The sequence below is a fragment of the Roseomonas sp. FDAARGOS_362 genome, assembly GCF_002754815.1.
GTDB lineage: Bacteria > Pseudomonadota > Alphaproteobacteria > Acetobacterales > Acetobacteraceae > Roseomonas > Roseomonas mucosa.
Window position 1 is genome coordinate 3,636,635 of the sequence record NZ_CP024588.1, and the last position, 17,141, is coordinate 3,653,775.

16 protein-coding genes and 1 pseudogene are annotated in these 17,141 nt (G+C 72.2%); 6 read left to right on the forward strand and 11 right to left on the reverse strand.

Going from position 1 to position 17,141, the window contains the following annotated elements; all coding sequences use genetic code 11:
- Window positions 1-21: 21 nt before the first annotated feature.
- A complete protein-coding gene (glk, locus tag CTJ15_RS21020; RefSeq protein ID WP_099781952.1) occupies window positions 22-1,002 on the reverse strand; it encodes a glucokinase in 981 nt (326 codons plus the stop codon).
- Between the two features lie 258 nt (window positions 1,003-1,260).
- Here glk and CTJ15_RS21025 point away from each other — a divergent pair, with 258 nt between their 5' ends.
- Complete coding sequence (locus tag CTJ15_RS21025; protein ID WP_099781953.1) at window positions 1,261-2,319, forward strand: D-TA family PLP-dependent enzyme; 1,059 nt, start codon at window positions 1,261-1,263, stop codon at window positions 2,317-2,319.
- A gap of 16 nt (window positions 2,320-2,335) precedes the next feature.
- A complete protein-coding gene (locus CTJ15_RS21030; protein ID WP_099781954.1) occupies window positions 2,336-2,791 on the forward strand; it encodes a RidA family protein in 456 nt (151 codons plus the stop codon).
- 99 nt (window positions 2,792-2,890) lie between these two features.
- Here CTJ15_RS21030 and CTJ15_RS25370 read toward each other — a convergent pair.
- The 7 genes and pseudogenes from CTJ15_RS25370 to CTJ15_RS21065 all read right to left on the reverse strand — a co-directional run.
- Window positions 2,891-3,088, reverse strand: a pseudogene (locus CTJ15_RS25370) (hypothetical protein); the annotation flags it as partial.
- A gap of 17 nt (window positions 3,089-3,105) precedes the next feature.
- Window positions 3,106-3,822 (reverse strand): 1-(5-phosphoribosyl)-5-[(5-phosphoribosylamino)methylideneamino]imidazole-4-carboxamide isomerase, encoded by a 717-nt coding sequence (gene hisA, locus CTJ15_RS21040; protein WP_026033256.1) that lies wholly within the window; start codon window positions 3,820-3,822, stop codon window positions 3,106-3,108.
- A gap of 2 nt (window positions 3,823-3,824) precedes the next feature.
- Window positions 3,825-4,376 (reverse strand): GNAT family N-acetyltransferase, encoded by a 552-nt coding sequence (locus CTJ15_RS21045; protein ID WP_019461456.1) that lies wholly within the window; start codon window positions 4,374-4,376, stop codon window positions 3,825-3,827.
- Between the two features lie 20 nt (window positions 4,377-4,396).
- Window positions 4,397-5,050 (reverse strand): imidazole glycerol phosphate synthase subunit HisH, encoded by a 654-nt coding sequence (gene hisH / locus CTJ15_RS21050; RefSeq protein WP_019461455.1) that lies wholly within the window; start codon window positions 5,048-5,050, stop codon window positions 4,397-4,399.
- Window positions 5,047-5,433, reverse strand: coding sequence for a DUF2628 domain-containing protein (locus tag CTJ15_RS25180; protein WP_075822648.1), 387 nt, complete (start codon window positions 5,431-5,433; stop codon window positions 5,047-5,049). Before CTJ15_RS25180 ends, hisH begins: the two co-directional genes overlap by 4 nt.
- Window positions 5,433-6,053 (reverse strand): imidazoleglycerol-phosphate dehydratase HisB, encoded by a 621-nt coding sequence (hisB, locus tag CTJ15_RS21060; protein WP_058389046.1) that lies wholly within the window; start codon window positions 6,051-6,053, stop codon window positions 5,433-5,435. Before hisB ends, CTJ15_RS25180 begins: the two co-directional genes overlap by 1 nt.
- Window positions 6,054-6,156: 103 nt before the next feature.
- Window positions 6,157-7,347, reverse strand: coding sequence for an energy transducer TonB (locus CTJ15_RS21065; protein ID WP_099781955.1), 1,191 nt, complete (start codon window positions 7,345-7,347; stop codon window positions 6,157-6,159).
- Window positions 7,348-7,844: 497 nt separating this feature from the next.
- On the opposite strand from CTJ15_RS21065, the gene hslV reads away from it, so the two are divergent.
- Complete coding sequence (gene hslV, locus CTJ15_RS21070) at window positions 7,845-8,414, forward strand: ATP-dependent protease subunit HslV (RefSeq protein WP_019463355.1); 570 nt, start codon at window positions 7,845-7,847, stop codon at window positions 8,412-8,414.
- Between the two features lie 2 nt (window positions 8,415-8,416).
- A complete protein-coding gene (gene hslU / locus CTJ15_RS21075) occupies window positions 8,417-9,763 on the forward strand; it encodes an ATP-dependent protease ATPase subunit HslU (RefSeq protein WP_075822071.1) in 1,347 nt (448 codons plus the stop codon).
- 353 nt (window positions 9,764-10,116) lie between these two features.
- Here the strand turns inward: hslU and CTJ15_RS21080 are convergent, their stop codons facing one another.
- The 3 genes from CTJ15_RS21080 to rnd all read right to left on the reverse strand — a co-directional run bounded on the left by CTJ15_RS21080 (window position 10,117) and on the right by rnd (window position 14,031).
- Window positions 10,117-12,075 carry an AI-2E family transporter gene (locus tag CTJ15_RS21080; protein WP_075822072.1) on the reverse strand — a complete coding sequence of 653 codons (1,959 nt, stop codon included), beginning with the start codon at window positions 12,073-12,075 and terminating at the stop codon, window positions 10,117-10,119.
- Between the two features lie 376 nt (window positions 12,076-12,451).
- Window positions 12,452-12,688, reverse strand: coding sequence for a CsbD family protein (locus CTJ15_RS21085; protein WP_019461941.1), 237 nt, complete (start codon window positions 12,686-12,688; stop codon window positions 12,452-12,454).
- A gap of 158 nt (window positions 12,689-12,846) precedes the next feature.
- Window positions 12,847-14,031 (reverse strand): ribonuclease D, encoded by a 1,185-nt coding sequence (rnd, locus tag CTJ15_RS21090; protein WP_099781956.1) that lies wholly within the window; start codon window positions 14,029-14,031, stop codon window positions 12,847-12,849.
- A gap of 298 nt (window positions 14,032-14,329) precedes the next feature.
- Between rnd and aspS the strand changes: the two genes are divergently transcribed.
- Window positions 14,330-16,195, forward strand: coding sequence for an aspartate--tRNA ligase (gene aspS / locus CTJ15_RS21095; RefSeq protein WP_019461939.1), 1,866 nt, complete (start codon window positions 14,330-14,332; stop codon window positions 16,193-16,195).
- Between the two features lie 31 nt (window positions 16,196-16,226).
- Window positions 16,227-17,108, forward strand: a complete 882-nt coding sequence (locus CTJ15_RS21100; protein WP_058389271.1) for a cell envelope integrity EipB family protein — start codon at window positions 16,227-16,229, stop codon at window positions 17,106-17,108.
- Window positions 17,109-17,141: the final 33 nt, after the last annotated feature.

A 17,141-nucleotide genomic window follows, 5' to 3' on the forward strand; every position in this document is an offset into this window, starting at 1 on the left:
CGGGGCCGGGGGAAGCACCCCCTACCGCGCGTGGTGCATGGCGAAGGCCGCGGCGGCGCCGTAGAGGCCGGGCTGCGGGTGAGTGATGCGCTTCACCGGGATCGCGGCCATGTTGGTCTCGAAGCGGCCCTTGGCGGTGAAGCGGTCGGCAAAGCCCGAGACGGCGAGCCGGTTGGCGATGCGGGGCACGATGCCGCCGGCCAGCACCACCGCCTTGGCGCCGTGCACCAGGGCGACATCACCGCAGAAGGTGCCGAAGGCGAGGCAGAAGCGCTCCAGCGCCGCCGCCGCCAGGGCGTCCTCGCCGGAGGTGGCGGCCCGCCACAGGGCGGTGTCGGTGCCATGGGTGGGGGCGCGGCCCTCGATGGCGGCCAGGGCCTCGTAGATGTTGAGCAGGCCGGGGCCGGAGACCACACGCTCCGAGGAGACGCGGCGGAAGCGGTCGCGCAGCCGTTGCAGGATCCCGTCCTCCAGCCGGTCCACCGGGGAGAAGTCCATGTGGCCGCCCTCGCATTCGATCACATGGACATGCCCGTCGCGCCGCAGCACCAGCGCGACGCCGAGGCCGGTGCCCGGGCCGATCACGCTGATCGTGCCGCTTTCCGGCAGGGGCTGGTCCGGGCCCCCGTCTGGGCCGCTGAGATGGGCGAGGTGTTCGGGCCCGACCGCGGCCACCGCATGGCCCACCGCGCCGAAATCATTGATCAGGGTGATGTGCTCCACCCCGAGTTGGGCGGGAAGCTGCGCCGGGCGGATCACCCAGGGGTTGTTGGTGAGCTTCAGCACCTCCGTGTCCACCGGGCAGGCGACGGCGATGGCGGCCTCGGGCGGCGTGGGGCGGCCGAGATGGCGGGCGAAACCCTCCCAGGCGGTCTGCAGGCTGGCATGCTCGGCGGTCTTCAGCACCACCGGCTCGCCGAGGGAGAGGACGCGGCCGCCCTCGACCTCTGCGATGGCGAAGCGGGCATTGGTGCCGCCGATATCGGCCGTGACGATCTCCATGCGGGCCTTCTCCGTGGTTGCGTGGCCGCTGGGCGGCCGGTGGCGCGGCGCCTGGCTTCGCCCGGCGGCGCACCGGAGTCCACCATGCCAGCCATCGCATCCGCGCGACAGGCGGCAGGGCCGGGGTGCCTGCCGCAGGCGCTGCCTCCGGGGCGATGCGGGGTTGAGGCCGGGGCGATGGCCCTCTATCCCCGGGGGACGCATCCCGGCGGCCGCTTCCCGGCCCTTCCGGGTGCGGGCTGCGGAAAGGATGGGCGGATGCGGGTCGAAGAGCTGGAAACCCCGGTGCCGGTGGTGGATCTCGACGTGATGGAGCGCAACCTGAAGCGGATGCAGGACTACTGCGACACGCATGGCATCGCGCTGCGCCCGCACATCAAGACGCACAAGCTGCCGCGCCTGGCGCAGCGGCAGGTGGAGCTGGGGGCGAAGGGCATCACCTGCCAGAAGCTGGGCGAGGCCGAGGTGATGGCCGATGCCGGGCTGGACGACATCTTCATCTCCTATCCGCTGATCGGCGAGGCCAAGGCGCACCGGCTCGCGGCGCTGGCGAAGCGGGTGCGGATGCGGGTCGCGGTGGACAACCCGCTGGCGCTGGCCACGGCGGCGCAGGCGGCGCGCGAGAGCGGCGCCGAGATCGGCGTGGTGGTGGAATTCGACAGCGGCAACAAGCGCACCGGCGTCGAGACGGTGGGCGAGGCGCTGGCGCTGGCGAAGGAGATCGCGGCGACGCCGGGGCTGCGCTTCGACGGGCTGATGACCTATCCGACCTCGGCGCAGACCAGGGTCTTCCTGGAGGAGGCGCGGCCGGCCTTCGCGGCGGCGGGGCTGGAGATTCCGATGCTCTCCGGCGGCGGCTCGCCCGGTGCCTGGGCGGTGCACGAGGTCGCGCCGATCGACGAGATGCGGGTCGGCACCTACATCTACAACGACCGCGCCATGGTCGGCGCCGGCGCGGCGACGCTGGACGACTGCGCCATGGTGGTCTGGGCCACCGTGATCAGCCGCCCGGCCGAGGGGCGCGCGATCCTCGACTGCGGCTCCAAGACCCTGTCCAGCGACATGGTGGCGCCCGAGGTCGGGCCGGGCTACGGGTTGATGCCCGACTACCCGGATGCGGTGATCACCCGCGTGAACGAGGAGCACGGCACGGTGGATGTCAGCCGCTGCGCGAAGAAGCCGGAGCTCGGCGAGCGCGTGCGGATCATCCCCAACCACACCTGCGTGGTGACCAACCTGCATGACGAGGTGGTCTTCGCCCGCGATGGCGAGGTGGTCGGCTCCTGGCCGATCCCGGCCCGCGGCATGACGCGCTGAGGCCGGGAGAGAAACGATGGACGCCGAAGCGAAGCTCCGCGAACTCGGCCACGAGCTGCCCGTGCTGGGCAAGCCGCTCTTCTCCTACGTGCCGTTCCGGCGGGCGGGGGACACGGTCTATATCTCCGGCCAGGTGCCGCGGCTGGCAGACGGCTCGCTGATCACCGGGCAGGTCGGCACCGTCCTGGACCTGGAGGCGGCGCGCAAGGCCGCCCTGCTCTGCGGGCTGCATATCCTGGCCGTGGCCAGGGCGGCGGGCAGCCTGGAGAAGGTGGAGGTGCTGAAGGTCTTCGGCATGGTGAACGCCGCGCCGGGCTATGGCGACCAGCCCAAGGTGATCGACGCCTGTTCCAACCTGTTCGTCGATGTGCTGGGCGAGCGCGGGCGCCATGCCCGCTCGGCGGTCGGCATGGGCTCGCTGCCCTCCGACGTGCCGGTGGAGATCGAGGCGGTGATCCGCATCCTCGACTGACGCGCCAGCAGCGGATCGCTGCGGGGCGGGCAGCGCGTCGGCGTCACGGGCCGCCAGGCGCCGCATGTGCCGCGCGATGAAGGGCAGCTTCCAGCGCGCGACGCCGAGGTGGTCGAGGATGGCGCCCGCCTCCAGGCCGCGCAGCCCTTCCGCCTCGCCCGGCCGGGTGCAGCGGAAGCCGTAGCGGTCCGCCACCCCGTTCAACACGCCGGCGAACCAGGGGAAGCTGTCGGCAAGCGTGCCGTCGAAGTCGAAGGCCGCCAGCGCGTAGGGCGGGGCGGGCGGGGCGTCCGCCACCGGCTGGCACGCGGCGCTCAGCCTGCCGCGGCCAGCGCCTGGGCCGGGGTCAGGCGGCCGTCATAGAGGGCGCGGCCGACGATGACGCCCTCGATCGTCCCGGCCTCGCGCACGGCGGTGATGTCCTCCACCCCCGCGACGCCGCCGCTGGCGATGACCGGGGTGGTGAGCCGCGCGCCCAGCGCCGCCGTGGCCTCCACGTTCACGCCGCCCAGCATGCCGTCGCGGTCGATATCCGTGTGGATGATGGCGGCCGCACCGGCATCCTCGAAGCGCAGCGCCAGCTCGCGCGCCGTCATCTCGCCGACCTCCGCCCAGCCCTCGGTGGCGACGTGGCCGCCCTTGGCGTCGATGCCGATGGCGACGCAGCCGGGATAGGCGCGGCAGGCGGAACGGGCGAAATCCGGGTCCTTGGCGGCGGCGGAGCCCAGGATCACCCGCGCCACCCCGGCCTCCAGCCAGGATTCCAGCGTGGCCATGTCGCGCACCCCGCCACCGAGCTGCACGGGCAGCGAGGTGGCGCCGAGGATGTCGCGCACCGCCGCCGCATTGGCCGGGCGGCCGGCGAAGGCGCCGTCCAGGTCCACCACATGCAGCCAGCGGAAGCCCGCGCCGGCGAAGCTGGCGGCCTGGGCGGCGGGGTCCTCGCTGTAGACGGTGGCCTGGTCCATCTCGCCGCGGCGGAGGCGGACGACACGGCCGCCCTTGAGGTCGATGGCGGGGTAGATGGTCAGGCTCACATCCGGTCCTTTCCGCGTCGGCCCCGCCCGGGCTCCAGCAGCTTGTAGTAGTAGTGGCCGGGCACGGTGGCGCCTTCGACCCGGGCATAGGCGGGGTGGGTTCCCCACCGGATATAGCCGCAGGCCTCGAAGAGCGCGATGGCGGTATGCTGCGTCGCACGCACGTCGAGGTTCAGCACCCGGTGGCCCAGCGCCGCCGCCCGTTCCTCCACCCGCCGCATCAGCAGCCGCGCGAGGCCGTGGCCGCGGGCATAGGGGGCGATATAGGCGTGGCTGAGCTGGGCGGCCCAGGCCTGGGCCTCGTTGTTGCGGGGCGGGCGCATGAGCTGGGCACTGCCGACCGGATGGCCATCCAGACGGGCGACGAAGAGCTCCCGCTCCGGCACCAGCATCACGCCGCGGAAATGGCGCTCCAGGATCTCGCGCCCCTGCGGCATGATCCAGCCGAAGCCGCCGCCCTCGGCGATGGCGGCGTCGGTCGCCTCGCAGAGCTCGGCGAGGTCGGCCTCGTCCAGCGAATCGACCCGCTCCACCGAAAGCTCGTGCATGGGGTTGGGCAGGGGACCGTTCACGGAGACCAGCGCAGGAAGTTGCCGAGCATGCGCAGGCCGAGGCCGCCGCTCTTCTCCACATGGAACTGCGTGCCGGCGAGGTTGTCGCGCCCCACCATGGCGCAGACCGGCCCGCCATAGCCGGCGCTGGCCAGCAGCTCCCCGGCCGCTCCACCGCGGAGCGCGTAGGAATGCACGAAATAGGCGTGCTCCCCGGGCGCCACCCCGGCCAGAAGCGGGTGCGAAGGGGCCGCGAGGTCCAGCCCGTTCCAGCCCATCTGCGGCAGGGGCAGCGGGGAGGCATCAGGCCCGACCGGGTCCATCGGCGCGATCTCGCCCCGGATCCAGCCCAGGCCGGGATGGCTGCCGTGCTCCAGCCCGCGCTCGGCCATCAGCTGCATGCCGACGCAGATGCCCAGGAAGGGGCGGCCCCGCCGCTCCACTGCCTCGCGCAGCGCCTCCTCCATGCCCGGCAGCGCGTCCAGGCCGTGGCGGGTGGCGGCGAAGGCACCCTGGCCCGGCAGCACGACGCGGTCCGCCGCCGTGACATCCTCCGGCCGGGTGGTGACGTCGATCGCCGCCGCGAGGCCGGCCTCCCCGGCCGCCCGGCGAAAGGCGCGCAGCACGGAGGCGAGGTTGCCCGCCCCGGTGTCGATGACGGCGATCCTCATGCGGGCCTCCCGGCCGGGGATCGTCCACCCAGGCGCAGCAGCGCCACCTCCTCGTCCGCCCCGGCCACCACGCCGGATTCCGGCAGGCCGCGCCGCGCCAGCGTCCAGCGCTGCACGTCGCGGGCCTGGAAGCCAGTCAGCAGCGCCAGGGCGAGGCCGGCCCAGGAGGATGAGGCACCGGGCAGGAAGGCGATGGCCACGGCCAGCACGATCCAGCCGAGCAGGCCCCACCAGAGGCCCTTGAACAGGAACCAGAGCGGGCCGAACAGAAAGGCGGCCAAGGAGAAGCCTTCCGGCACCAGCACGGGCTCCGCCGCGCGGGGCGCCATGCCCGTGACGGGAACGGAGGTGCGGGGCGGCGTGTGGATGGTGAAGACCCGCATCACGCCTCCAGCATTCCCTTGGTCGAGGGGATCGCCCCCGCCGCGCGGGGGTCGGGCTCCACCGCCTGGCGCAGCGCGCGGGCCACGGCCTTGAAGCAGCCCTCGGCGACATGGTGCGCGTTGTGCCCGTGCCGCAGCATCACATGCAGGGCGAAGAGCCCGTTGGAGGAAAGGGCGCGGAAGAACTCCTCGAACAGCTCCGTGTCCATCTCCCCGATCTTCGGGCGCTCGAAGGGCACTTGCCAGACCAGGAAGGGGCGGCCCGAAAGGTCGATCGCCGCCTCGGCCAGTGCCTCGTCCATCGGCACCACGGCATGGCCGTAGCGCCGAATCCCGCGCTTCTCGCCCAGCGTGCGGCGCAGCGCCTGGCCCAGCACGATGCCGACATCCTCGGTGGTGTGGTGGAAGTCCACATGCAGGTCGCCCCGCGCCTCGACCCTGAGGTCGAACATGGCGTGGCGGGCCAGCGCCGTCAGCATGTGGTCCAAGAAGCCGATGCCCGTCGCGATCTCCGCCTGTCCCGTGCCGTCGAGGTCGAGGCGGAGCGTGATGGCGGTCTCGCCCGTCTCGCGGACGATCTCGGCGATGCGGGGGGCGAGGGGAGCGGGGACGGCATTCATGGCGTCCGTTTAGTCCCGAGGGGGCAACCGGGGGAAGAGGGAGGCGCGGCCAGGGAAAGCCGCCGCCCGCCGGCATCCGGCAGGAGGCCGGGCCGGCATGGGTTCAGCGGCGGATCAGGATGTAGTCGATGGTCAGGGTGATCTCCGTGCTGTCGGCCCTGGTCCCTTCCGGAAAGGGCGGCAGGGTCTTGTCCCGCAGCATGGCCTGCGCGCCCATGTCGAGCCATTTGGAGCCGGACCGGCTGACCAGCCGCAGGTCCTGCACCCGCCCGTTCTTCAGCACGGTGAAGCGCACGGTGGCGGTGCCGTCCTCCCCCGCCATGGCGGCCATCTGCGGGTAGTAGCCGTTCCGGTCCAGCCAGGCGCGGAAGGCGGCCATCCAGTCGGCGCCCGGATTGGCGCCCTGGATCCTCACCGAGGTCCCGAGGTCGGAGGGCGAGGCGGCGCGCGGCGCGCGCGGGGAGGGCGTGTTGAAGGACAGGTCGAGCCCGCGGCCCTGGCCGGTGGCGTTCGGCCGGATGTTCGGGCGCGGCACGGCCTGGGACAGGTTCACCGCCGGGCCGCGGCTGAGGTCCAGCGCCCCGGCGAAGGGCGAGGGCGCGCGATGCGGCGCGGGCGGCCGGGCGGGCGCGGGAGCTGCCGGGCGGGGCGGCGCCGGGGGCGCGGGAGGCGGCGGTGGCGGCAGCTCCTCCGCGACCGTGGGCGGCTGCGGCGGCGGGGGTTCGGCCGTGCGTGGCTGGGGCGGGGTGGGAAGCGGCGGCGGCGGGGCGGGGGGCGGCGGGGCCTCCTGCGCCTGCGGGGTGGGCTCGGGCTGCGGCGCCTGCACGGGCGGGGTCTCGGCCGGCGGGGCCAGCGGGGCGGCTTCCGGCCGCGGCGCCTCGGCCAGGGCGGGCGGCGGCGGGGCGGCGCTTTCGGGGCTCGGCGGCGGCATGGGGGCCGAGGGAGGCTCCTGCGGCCGTGCGGTCCGCTGCGCGTCCCCGGCATCCTCGAAGATCACCGGCACGCCGGCCTCGGGCAAGGGTGTCGGCTGTTCCCGCCCCTGCCAGGTCAGCAGCAGGGCCAGAAGGAGGACAGCATGGAGCAGGGCCGAGGCGAGAAAGGCCGGCCGCCGCCAGCGGCGCCAGCCACGATCCTCCGGCCGCTTGCCGCCGGATGGCGGGCGGGCGGGCGCGGGCGGTCGCGCCGGCGCGCCATGACCGCCACCGGGTGGCAGCGGGGGCGGGGCGGGCAGCAGGCCGGGAGGCTGACGCAGGGTCATGGCCGGCAGGACCGGGGCGAGCCGTTGCACGCGCATGCGATTCAACTTCCGCAGCCTGTCCTGACCAAGAGATTCCGGCTCACCTTGCCCGGCATCGTGCCCCATTCCACCCGCCCGGGGACATCCATGACCCCAGGCCTTCTCATCAAGGCGCCCTCGGCCGGACCTGACCCCACAGGCTGATCCATCCGGGACCCTGTCCGGCCTCCTGTCGCGCCGCGTCCGTCCGGAAGCCAGTCGGCGGCGCCACCCCGAAAGGTTGGTCCCCGAAGGCGACGGCCAGGGCCGCCCGCCTGGCGAAGGGGGTGCCGGCACCGCCAGGGGGCGCAGCAAAGCACAGCGGCGCCTCTTCCGCACCCGCCTTCTGCGCTCCGCCCAGGGCCTTCCCGGGACAGTTCCGGCGGTGTTCCGGGGGGAATCCGGCGGCGCCCTGGCCGGAGGAGACCGAGCCCTTCCGGCACTGCGACCCTGCCCTGCGTTCCGCCCCACCCCCCGGATTGCGCTGCGGCGCGGGGATCGCCACATCGCGGTCCATGCAACAGCATTCCAACCACGACCCTCTTCGTGACCCCCTCGGTTGGCACGGCACCACCATCCTCTGCGTCCGCAAGGACGGGAAGGTGGCCATGGCCGGCGACGGCCAGGTGTCCATGGGTCAGACCGTCGTCAAGAACAACGCCCGCAAGGTCCGCCGCATCGCCGGCGGCCGGGTGATCACCGGCTTCGCCGGTGCCACCGCGGACGCCTTCACCCTGCTCGAACGCCTCGAGGCCAAGCTGGAACGGTTTCCCGACCAGCTCGAACGCGCGGCGGTGGAACTTGCCAAGGACTGGCGCACCGACCGCTACCTGCGGCGGCTGGAGGCGCTGCTCGCCGTGGCGGATAGCAACCGCTCCCTGCTGATCACCGGCCAGGGCGACGTGCTGGAGCCGGAGGACCAGATCATCGGCATCGGCTCCGGCGGCAACTACGCCCTCGCCGCCGCCCGCGCGCTGATGCCGGTGGAGGGGCTGGACGCGGAGGAGATCGCCCGCCGCGCCATGACCATCGCCGCCGATATCTGCGTCTATACCAACGGCCGCTTCGTGCTGGAGACCCTGTGACCATGCCGCTGGACAACTCCCCCGCCGCGGCCGAGCCCGTGAACCTGTCTCCGCGCGAGATCGTTTCGGAGCTCGACCGCTTCATCATCGGCCAGGGCGACGCCAAGCGCGCCGTGGCCATCGCGCTGCGCAACCGCTGGCGCCGCCAGCAGCTTCCTGAAGGGCTGCGCGAGGAGGTGGTGCCGAAGAACATCCTGATGATCGGCCCGACCGGCGTGGGCAAGACGGAGATCGCCCGCCGCCTCGCCAAGCTCGCCAACGCGCCCTTCCTCAAGGTCGAGGCCACGAAGTTCACCGAGGTCGGCTATGTCGGCCGCGACGTGGAGCAGATCGTGCGCGACCTGGTGGAGGCCGCCATCGTGCAGGTGCGCGACACCGCCCGGCGCGACGTGCAGGCCAAGGCCGAGGTCAACGCCGAGGAGCGCATCGTCACCGCCCTGGTGGGCGAGGGCGCCTCGGGCGAGACGCGCATGAAGTTCCGCCGCATGCTCCGCGAGGGATCGCTGGAGGACAAGGAAGTGGAGATCCAGGTCGCCGATGGCGGCGGCACGCCGGTCGGCATGATGGACATCCCCGGCATGCCGCCCGGCGCGCAGATGGCGAACATGCAGGAGATGCTCGGCAAGATGTTCGGCGGCCGCCAGCGCCCGCGCAAGATGCACGTCGCCGACGCGCGTCCGCTGCTGGTGCGGGAGGAGGCGGACAAGCTGCTCGATCAGGAGAAGCTGACCCGCGACGCGCTGTCCCATGCCGAGAACCACGGCATCGTCTTCATCGACGAGATCGACAAGGTCTGTGCCCGCACCACGGAGGGCTTCCGTGGCGGCGACGTGAGCCGCGAGGGCGTGCAGCGCGACCTGCTGCCGCTGATCGAGGGCACCACGGTGAACACCAAGCACGGGCCGGTGAAGACGGACCATATCCTCTTCATCGCCTCGGGCGCCTTCCACCTCGCCAAGCCCTCAGACCTGCTGCCGGAGCTGCAGGGCCGCCTGCCGATTCGCGTGGAGCTGAGCGCGCTGACGCGCGACGACTTCCGCCGCATCCTGACCGAGCCGGAGCATTCGCTGGCCAAGCAGTATGTCGCCCTGCTCGGCACCGAGGGCGTGCGACTGAGCTTCGGCGAGGATGCGATGGACGCGATCGCCGACATGGCGGCGGACATCAACGCGCGGGTAGAGAATATCGGTGCCCGCCGCCTCGCCACCGTGCTGGAGCGGCTGCTGGAGGAGCTGAGCTTCACCGCCGCCGACCGTGCCGGGCAGGAGGTCGCCATCGACGCCGCTTATGTGCGGGAGAAGGTTGGCGCCCTGGCCGCGAGTACCGATCTGAGCCGGTTCATTCTCTGAGCCGTGGCTCTCCGGGGGAGTTGCCGCCTTCCCCGAACCCTCTCCGCCAGGACGCTGCGCGCCCTGGATCCGTTTTCGTTGGCGCCCGCTGATGCCTGATCGCGCCGGAGAGTTTGGCTCTCCGGCGACTGCGGGCGCCAAAAGCGCGGCCGGGATGTCCTTCTTTTCGGGAGCCCCGCCGATCCACCTGCGCCCGGGGATCGGGGCGCAGGCTGACAACCGCCACCGGAACCACTGAAAGCCCGGGGTCCGGGGACCGGCTTCGGTCCCCGGCGGAGTGGGGGTCTCGGGGACGAGGCAGAGCCTTGCTCCCGGGGACGGCCGGGAAGCGCAACGTCCAGACCGCCTGCGCCTCACTCCGCTGCCGGGGCCATCTCCGGCACCTGGCTCGCGGCGCGAACGGTTTTCAGGCAGGCGGTGACGGTTTCGGCGAGGGAGGTGGTGTAGTGCTCCGCACCGATGGCGCCGCGCAGGGCGGCGTCGCGCAGCACCTCGTCCTGCGCGTCCCAGAGGCCTACCACGACAGGTGCGCCGGGGGCCTTCTGCCGCAGCCGGCGGAGCAGGTAGCGGAGATGCGCCGGGCTACCGGATATATCCAGGTAGGACAGGCAGATCATGGCCACGCCCGAGAAATCCTGCCGCCCGATCGCGGTGCGGGAAACCGCCTCGTGCGGCAGCAGGCGCGCGCCCAGCCCGTGCCGGCCCAGGATCTGGACCAGCATGGCGGAGGCCGCCTCGTCGAGCGGCCCGCGTCCGGGCAGGCAGAGCACCGCGCCCTCGCCACGCCAGGCCTCGGGCCAGGATTCCGGCGGCGGCAGCACCACGGCGGGAGCGGCGCGGCGGGGCAGGGCCTTTTCCGCCACGCTCTGCTCCTCCACAGCGCTGCGTTCCTCGGGCGGCGTCGGGTCGCGGTCTTCCTGTTCGGCCAGGGACTGCACGAGGACGGAGGTCGTGTCGCGGATCTGCTGCAGTTTGGCCTCGGACAGCACGCCGCGCTGCGCGTCGTTGGCCGCCAGCCGCAGGCCCTTGAGCGCCACCTCGTCGTAGTAGGAGGAAAGGGGCCGGTCCTCCAGCAGGCTCTCGGCCTGCGCCTGGGCCTCGTCCGCGTCGCCGGCCAGCATCCGCTGGTAGAAGTTCTCCGCGGGCGTCAGGGCGGGCCGGTCGCCCAGCATGACGTCAAGGAATTCCAGCCGCTCCACATGCCGGCCCAGCACCACGAGGCAGAGGGTGAGGGGTGTGGCCAGGATCAGGCCGATCGGGCCCCAGAGCCAGGTCCAGAAGATCGCCGCGACGATGACCGAGACGGGGGAGAGGCCGGTGCTGTGGCCATAGACCATCGGCTCCACCACCTGGCCCATGATGGGTTCCGTCACCAGGAAGAGGGCGGCAGTCCAGATCACCATGTTCCAGCCGGGATCGACACCTGCGGCCAGGGCGATGGGCAGGGCGGCGGCCAGTAGCGCGCCGACATAGGGGATGAAGCGGAACAGCGCGGCCAGGATGCCCCAGAGCAGCGGGCTCGGCACGCCGATGAAGAAGAGCCCGGCCGCCACCAAGGCGCCGAAGCAGCCGTTGATGGCGAGCTGGGCGAGGAAGTACTTCGACAGGCGCTTGGCCGCGTCGTCCAGGGCCACGGTGGTGCGGTGCAGGTCGTCCGAGCCGAAGAGGCGGATCAGCCGGTCCCGCAGGTCAGCCTGCTGGAGCAGGATGAAGATGGCGACGATGAAGACGATGAAGACCGTCTCCAGCGGTCCCAGCACGGGCGAGAGCAGTCGCTGCGCCAGTTCCATGGGCGAGGGCGGGCCCTGCTGGATCTCCACCGGCAGTGGCCGGGTGCCTTCGCCGGGCGTGGCGGCGGGTGGCGTGCCCGGCTGGGCATGGTCGATCTGCCGCACGAAATCGTTCACCCAGCCCAGGGCGGTGCCCTGCACCGTGTCCACCTTCCGCTGGATGGTGACCTGATAGCGCGGCAGGTCCTGCGCCAGCCCGGCGATCTGCAGGCCGATGATGCTGCCCAGCACCAGGATCACGCTCATGGCAAGCAGCACCGCCGCCAGCACGGCCGGGGTGCGCCAGAGGCCCAGGCGGCGGAGAAGGCCGACGATCGGCGCCACCACGAAGGACAGCAGGATGGCCAGGGTGATCGGGATCAGCACCTCGCGCGCCAGGTAGAGCGCGCTGACCACCACGACGGCGACCACGATGGTCAGCAGGTGCTTCAGGTCGGGGCTGTAGGGCGGGGGAACCTGGGCCGGGGGAGGGACCTGCCGGGCACCCTGGGCCGCGGACAGGCCGACCGGGCTGGAAGCCATGGCTGGCGCCGGGGAGGATGACGCAGGGATAGCGGAAGACGGGTCGGGCATCGGGCCACATCATGGTGAGGTATGGCCTGCAACGCGTGATGTGGCGGAACGGCACACAGGCTCGTTCTCACAACTGCAACAACCCCGCTGTTCTGCAGGGTGTGTCTCCAGAATCGCAAGGATGCGCGGAAAACAGGACGGAACACAGGCGGCAGGGCCCGGATGAGCGGCTCCCGCACCGCCATCCGGGCCAGGAAGCCGGCGCGGGACCCCACGTCCCGCGATCCGGCCTCCCCCGCGAGGGGGAGGCGCCTTGCGCTGCCTCGGGTGGCGGCGGCCGTGACCGGCGCCGCGCGTTGGTAAGGCAGCGCCGGGGCGTGCCGTGTCAGATGATGCGGAGCCGCCCGATCAGCCAGCCGATGCCGACCGCGATCAGGGCGGAGGTCAGCGGCTGCTCGCGGATCGTGTCCGCCAGGCCGCCCAGGGCGTTCTCGGCACGGCCCTCGGCCTCGTAGTAGTCGCCGCGAGCCTGCATCCGGCTGTCGCCGATCAGCTCGCCCGTGGCGCTCTGCAGGCGGCCGGCGCCCTGCTTCGCGGCGCCGATGATCCGGTCTTCATCCATGGCATGAACCTCGCTTCCCTGATGCCAGGGGCCTTCCCCAAGCTCTGGGCGACCAACGCACCGGGTGGGAGAAGGTTTGGCCGGGAGAGTGCCTGCGGGGCGGATGAGGGCCGGCGGATTTGCCGGCCCGCCAAGCGCGCCGCCGGTGCGGCGGGGTTCTACCGGGCCGGGATCAGGCGGATCCGCTTGCCGTCCACCCCCAGGGCGAGACGGCCGGAGCAGAGCGCCATGGCATCCTCGCCGAAGACCTTGCGGCGCCAGCCGGACAGGGCCTGGACCTGCTCCCCTTCACGGCAGGCGATGCGGTCGATATCCTCGCCATTGGCGATCAGCTTGGGCGCCACGCTGTGCTCCTCCGCCTTGGCGGCGAGGAGGACCTTGAGCAGCGCGACCAGCGCCGGGGAGGCCGGCGGCCCCTGCTTTTCCCGTGCCAGCTCGGGCAGCGCCTCGTCCGGCAGGTCGCGGGCCTCGGCCAGGGCGGCCAGCAGCCCGGCGCCGGACTTGCCGCGCGCGAAGCCCTCGGACACGCCGCGCGCCCGGGCCAGGCCGGCGGCGTCCTGCGGCATGGTGGCGGCGATCTCCAGCAGGCTCTCGTCGCGCACCAGCCGCTGGCGCGGCACGTTCACCCGCTGCGCCTCGCGCTCCCGCCAGGCGGCGGCGGCGCGCAGGGCGGCCAGGAAGCGGCGGTTGCTGGTGCGGGGGCGCAGCTTCTCCCAGACCGTCTCCGGATCGGTGCGGTAGTTGGCGGGGTCGGTCAGGGCGGACATCTCCTCCCCCACCCAGTCCAGCCGGTCCTCGCGCTGCAGCCGTTCGCGCAGGGCGCGGTAGACCCGGCGCAGATGCGTCACGTCGGCGGCGGCATAGGCAATTTGGGCCGGGGAAAGGGGACGGGCCGCCCAGTCGCTGAAGCGGTGGGCCTTGTCGATCTGCGCATGGGCCAGGGCGCGGACCAGGCTGTCATAGGAAGCCTGATCGCCGAAGCCGGCCACCATGGCGGCGATCTGGGTGTCGAACATGGGCCGCGGCGTATTGCCGAAGCGGAGCAGGAAGATCTCCACATCCTGCCGGGCGGCGTGGAAGACCTTGACCACCCGCTCGTCGGCCAGAAGCTCGCCCAGCGGGGCGAGGTCCAGCCCCGGGGCCAGGGCATCCACCACCGCGACGTCGCGCTCACCCGCCAGCTGCACCACGCACAGTTCCGGCCAGTAGGTCTTCTCGCGCATGAATTCCGTGTCCACGGTCACGAAATCCTCCTCGCGCAACCGGGCGCAGAGGGCGGCGAGGGCGTCGGTGTCGGTGACCAGGACGGGCGCGGGGTCCGGCGGCGTGGAACGGCGGCTCATCGGCTCCTTCTAGGAGCGGTCCCGGGCGAGGTCCACCGGGCATCGGCAGGAAGCGTTGCGGTTCCGGCATGGGGGCTGGGGCGGGGACACCGGTCCGGCGCGGGGCAACGGATGGCCTGGGGGCAGTCCCCGGGGCGGCCGATGGTCGCCGCCACGGGAGCCGGAGGGGACTGCCGGGGCGGGGGGGCAGGCCTGCCGCCCGGCTTTCCCGGCGGCGGCGGTGGCGGGGAGGCTTGACAGGGCGCGCCCCGCCGCCCTTCCTGCCACCCCTTCTCGAATGATCCAGGGTTTTCCTCCCATGCACGCCTACCGCACCCACAACTGCGGCGCCCTTCGCGCCGCCGATGCCGGCAAGACCGCCCGGCTCTCGGGCTGGGTGCACCGCAAGCGCGACCATGGCGGCCTGCTCTTCATCGACCTGCGCGACCATTTCGGCATCACCCAGTGCGTCGTGGCCCAGGGCTCGCCGGTCTTCGAGGCCGCCGATGCGCTGCGCCCCGAGAGCGTGGTGACGCTGACCGGCGAGGTGGTGATGCGCGAGGGCTCCACCGTGAACCCGAAGCTGCCGACCGGCGAAATCGAGCTGCGGGTGCGCGAGCTGGAGGTCCAGTCCGCCGCCGAGGTGCTGCCGATCCAGGTGGCCGGCGACCAGGAATTCCCCGAGGACCTGCGCCTGCGCTACCGCTTCCTCGACCTGCGGCGGGAAAAGCAGCACCGCAACATCATGCTGCGCGCGGGCGTCATCGCCTCCATCCGCCGCCGCATGATCGATCAGGGCTTCACCGAGTTCCAGACACCGATCCTGACCGCCAGCAGCCCCGAGGGCGCACGCGACTTCCTGGTGCCCGCGCGCAACCATCCGGGCAAGTTCTACGCCCTGCCGCAGGCGCCGCAGCAGTTCAAGCAGCTCGCCATGGTGGCGGGCTTCGACCGTTATTTCCAGATCGCGCCCTGCTTCCGCGACGAGGCGGCGCGCGCCGACCGCTCGCCGGGCGAGTTCTACCAGCTCGACTTCGAGATGAGCTTCGTCACGCAGGAGGACGTCTTCGCCGCCATCGAGCCGGTGATGCATGGCGTGTTCGAGGAGTTCGGGGCGGGGCGCAAGGTCACGCCCGCGCCCTTCCCGCGCATCGCCTACGACACGGCGATGCTGGAATACGGCTCCGACAAGCCGGACCTGCGCAACCCGATCCGGATCACCGACGTCACCGAGCAGTTCCGCGATTCCGGCTTCGGCCTCTTCGCCAAGGTGGTGGCCGGGGGCGGCATCGTGCGCGCCATCCCGGCGCCGGGCGCGGCAGGCAACCCGCGCGGCTTCTTCGACAAGCTGAACGAATGGGCGCGCGCCGAGGGCGCGGGCGGGCTGGGCTACATCCAGTTCGCGGCCGACGGCGCCAAGGGGCCGATCGCCAAGAACCTGGAGGCCGCGCGCGTCGAGGCGATCCGCGAGGCCTGCGGCCTGCGGCCGGGCGACGCCGTCTTCTTCGCCGCCGGCAAGAAGGACGAGACGCCCAAGTTCGCCGGCAAGGTGCGGACGAAGCTGGGCGAGGAGCTGGGGCTGATCGCCAAGGACGAGTTCCGCTTCTGCTGGATCGTCGACTTCCCGATGTACGAGCTGAACGAGGAGACGGGGCTGGTCGATTTCAGCCACAACCCCTTCTCCATGCCGCAGGGCGGGCTCGACGCGCTGAACTCGAAGGACCCGCTGGAGATCAAGGCCTTCCAGTACGACATCGTTTGCAACGGCATCGAGCTGTCCTCGGGCGCCATCCGCAACCACCGGCCGGACATCATGATCCGGGCCTTCGAGATCGCCGGCTATACCGCCGAGCAGGTCGAGGACCGCTTCGGCGGCATGCTGAACGCCTTCCGCTACGGTGCTCCGCCGCATGGCGGCTCGGCGCCGGGCATCGACCGCATCGTGATGCTGCTGGCCGACGAGCCGAACATCCGCGAGGTCATCCTCTTCCCACTGAACCAGCAGGGCGAGGACCTGATGATGCACGCCCCGGCCCCGGTGGAGCCGGCTCGGCTGAAGGAGCTGTCGATCAGGCTCGACCTGCCGCCCGCCAAGCCCGCCGGAAAGCCCGCCGGCCAGGGGGAGACACAGAAGGAAACATCGAAGGACACGGCGGAGGCTTCCGGCGGCGCGGCGAAGGCCTAGATTGGCAGATGCTGTACGAAGGAACCGCCTGATGCGTCTGCGCCCCGTTCTGCGCCTCGCCCCCCTCGGGGCCCTGGCCCTGCTGGCGGCTCCCTGCCTCCTGGTCGCCCTTCCGGCCGGGGCGCAGGCGCCCAAGCCCCCGGCCGCGGCCACGGCCCATCTGCCGGGGGTGCAGGACATGGCGGCGCACCGGGCGGCCTATCGACTGACCCTGGAGAAGACGCGGGAGAACAGCGACGTCGCCGGGGTGCAGGGAGCCATGCTGTTCGAGGTGCTCGACGCCTGCGACGGCTGGACCACCCGCCAGCGGCTGACCCTGCGCATCCTGAACCGGGACGGGCAGCAGATCGACACGGCCTCCGACTACTCGACCTATGAGAGCAAGGACGGCCATACCCTCCGCTTCTCCATGACCCAGAGCAGCGGCGGGGCGGTCAGCCAACGCGTGGTTGGCGAGGCGACGCGTGAGGCCGACGGCTCGGGCACCATCCGCTACGAGCAGCCGCAGGCCAGCGAGGCCCGCATGCCGCCGGGTACGCTCTTTCCGATGATGCACACCATCAAGGCGATCGACACGGCGGTGGAAGGCCGCCGCATGATGCTCGCCCCGCTGATGGACGGCACCAGCGAGGACGGATCGCAGGACAGCACCACCTTCATCCTGAACTGGGACGGCAAGCCCCAGGAGAAGCCACGCTTTCCGCTGCTGGCCAACCAGGGAAGTGGCCGCATGCGCATCGCCTTCTTCGGCAAGCCGGACGGCAAGGATGCCGGCGGCGCCGCCTCGCCCGACTACGAGGTGGGGCTTCGCTACTACGCCAATGGCGTGGCCGACGACATGAAGATGGATTTCGGCGAGTTCACCCTGAACGGGGCCCTGGAGAAGCTGGACCCCGTTCCGAGCCGCTGCTGATCCCCGCCTGATCCCGGGGAGGGCCGCCAGCCG

Bases quoted from the DNA above. Each gene is read 5' to 3' on its own strand.
- glk (WP_099781952.1), bottom strand. From the start codon at position 1,002: ATGGAGATCGTCACGGCCGATATCGGCGGCACCAATGCCCGCTTCGCC.
- hisH (WP_019461455.1), bottom strand. From the start codon at position 5,050: ATGAGGATCGCCGTCATCGACACCGGGGCGGGCAACCTCGCCTCCGTG.
- CTJ15_RS21085 (WP_019461941.1), bottom strand. From the start codon at position 12,688: ATGGATGAAGACCGGATCATCGGCGCCGCGAAGCAGGGCGCCGGCCGC.
- CTJ15_RS21100 (WP_058389271.1), top strand. From the start codon at position 16,227: ATGCGTCTGCGCCCCGTTCTGCGCCTCGCCCCCCTCGGGGCCCTGGCC.
- CTJ15_RS21080 (WP_075822072.1), bottom strand. From the start codon at position 12,075: ATGGCTTCCAGCCCGGTCGGCCTGTCCGCGGCCCAGGGTGCCCGGCAG.
- CTJ15_RS25180 (WP_075822648.1), bottom strand. From the start codon at position 5,433: ATGCGGGTCTTCACCATCCACACGCCGCCCCGCACCTCCGTTCCCGTC.
- hisB (WP_058389046.1), bottom strand. From the start codon at position 6,053: ATGAATGCCGTCCCCGCTCCCCTCGCCCCCCGCATCGCCGAGATCGTC.
- CTJ15_RS21025 (WP_099781953.1), top strand. From the start codon at position 1,261: ATGCGGGTCGAAGAGCTGGAAACCCCGGTGCCGGTGGTGGATCTCGAC.
- CTJ15_RS21030 (WP_099781954.1), top strand. From the start codon at position 2,336: ATGGACGCCGAAGCGAAGCTCCGCGAACTCGGCCACGAGCTGCCCGTG.
- CTJ15_RS21045 (WP_019461456.1), bottom strand. From the start codon at position 4,376: ATGCACGAGCTTTCGGTGGAGCGGGTCGATTCGCTGGACGAGGCCGAC.
- CTJ15_RS21065 (WP_099781955.1), bottom strand. From the start codon at position 7,347: ATGCGCGTGCAACGGCTCGCCCCGGTCCTGCCGGCCATGACCCTGCGT.
- hslV (WP_019463355.1), top strand. From the start codon at position 7,845: ATGCAACAGCATTCCAACCACGACCCTCTTCGTGACCCCCTCGGTTGG.
- rnd (WP_099781956.1), bottom strand. From the start codon at position 14,031: ATGAGCCGCCGTTCCACGCCGCCGGACCCCGCGCCCGTCCTGGTCACC.
- aspS (WP_019461939.1), top strand. From the start codon at position 14,330: ATGCACGCCTACCGCACCCACAACTGCGGCGCCCTTCGCGCCGCCGAT.
- hslU (WP_075822071.1), top strand. From the start codon at position 8,417: ATGCCGCTGGACAACTCCCCCGCCGCGGCCGAGCCCGTGAACCTGTCT.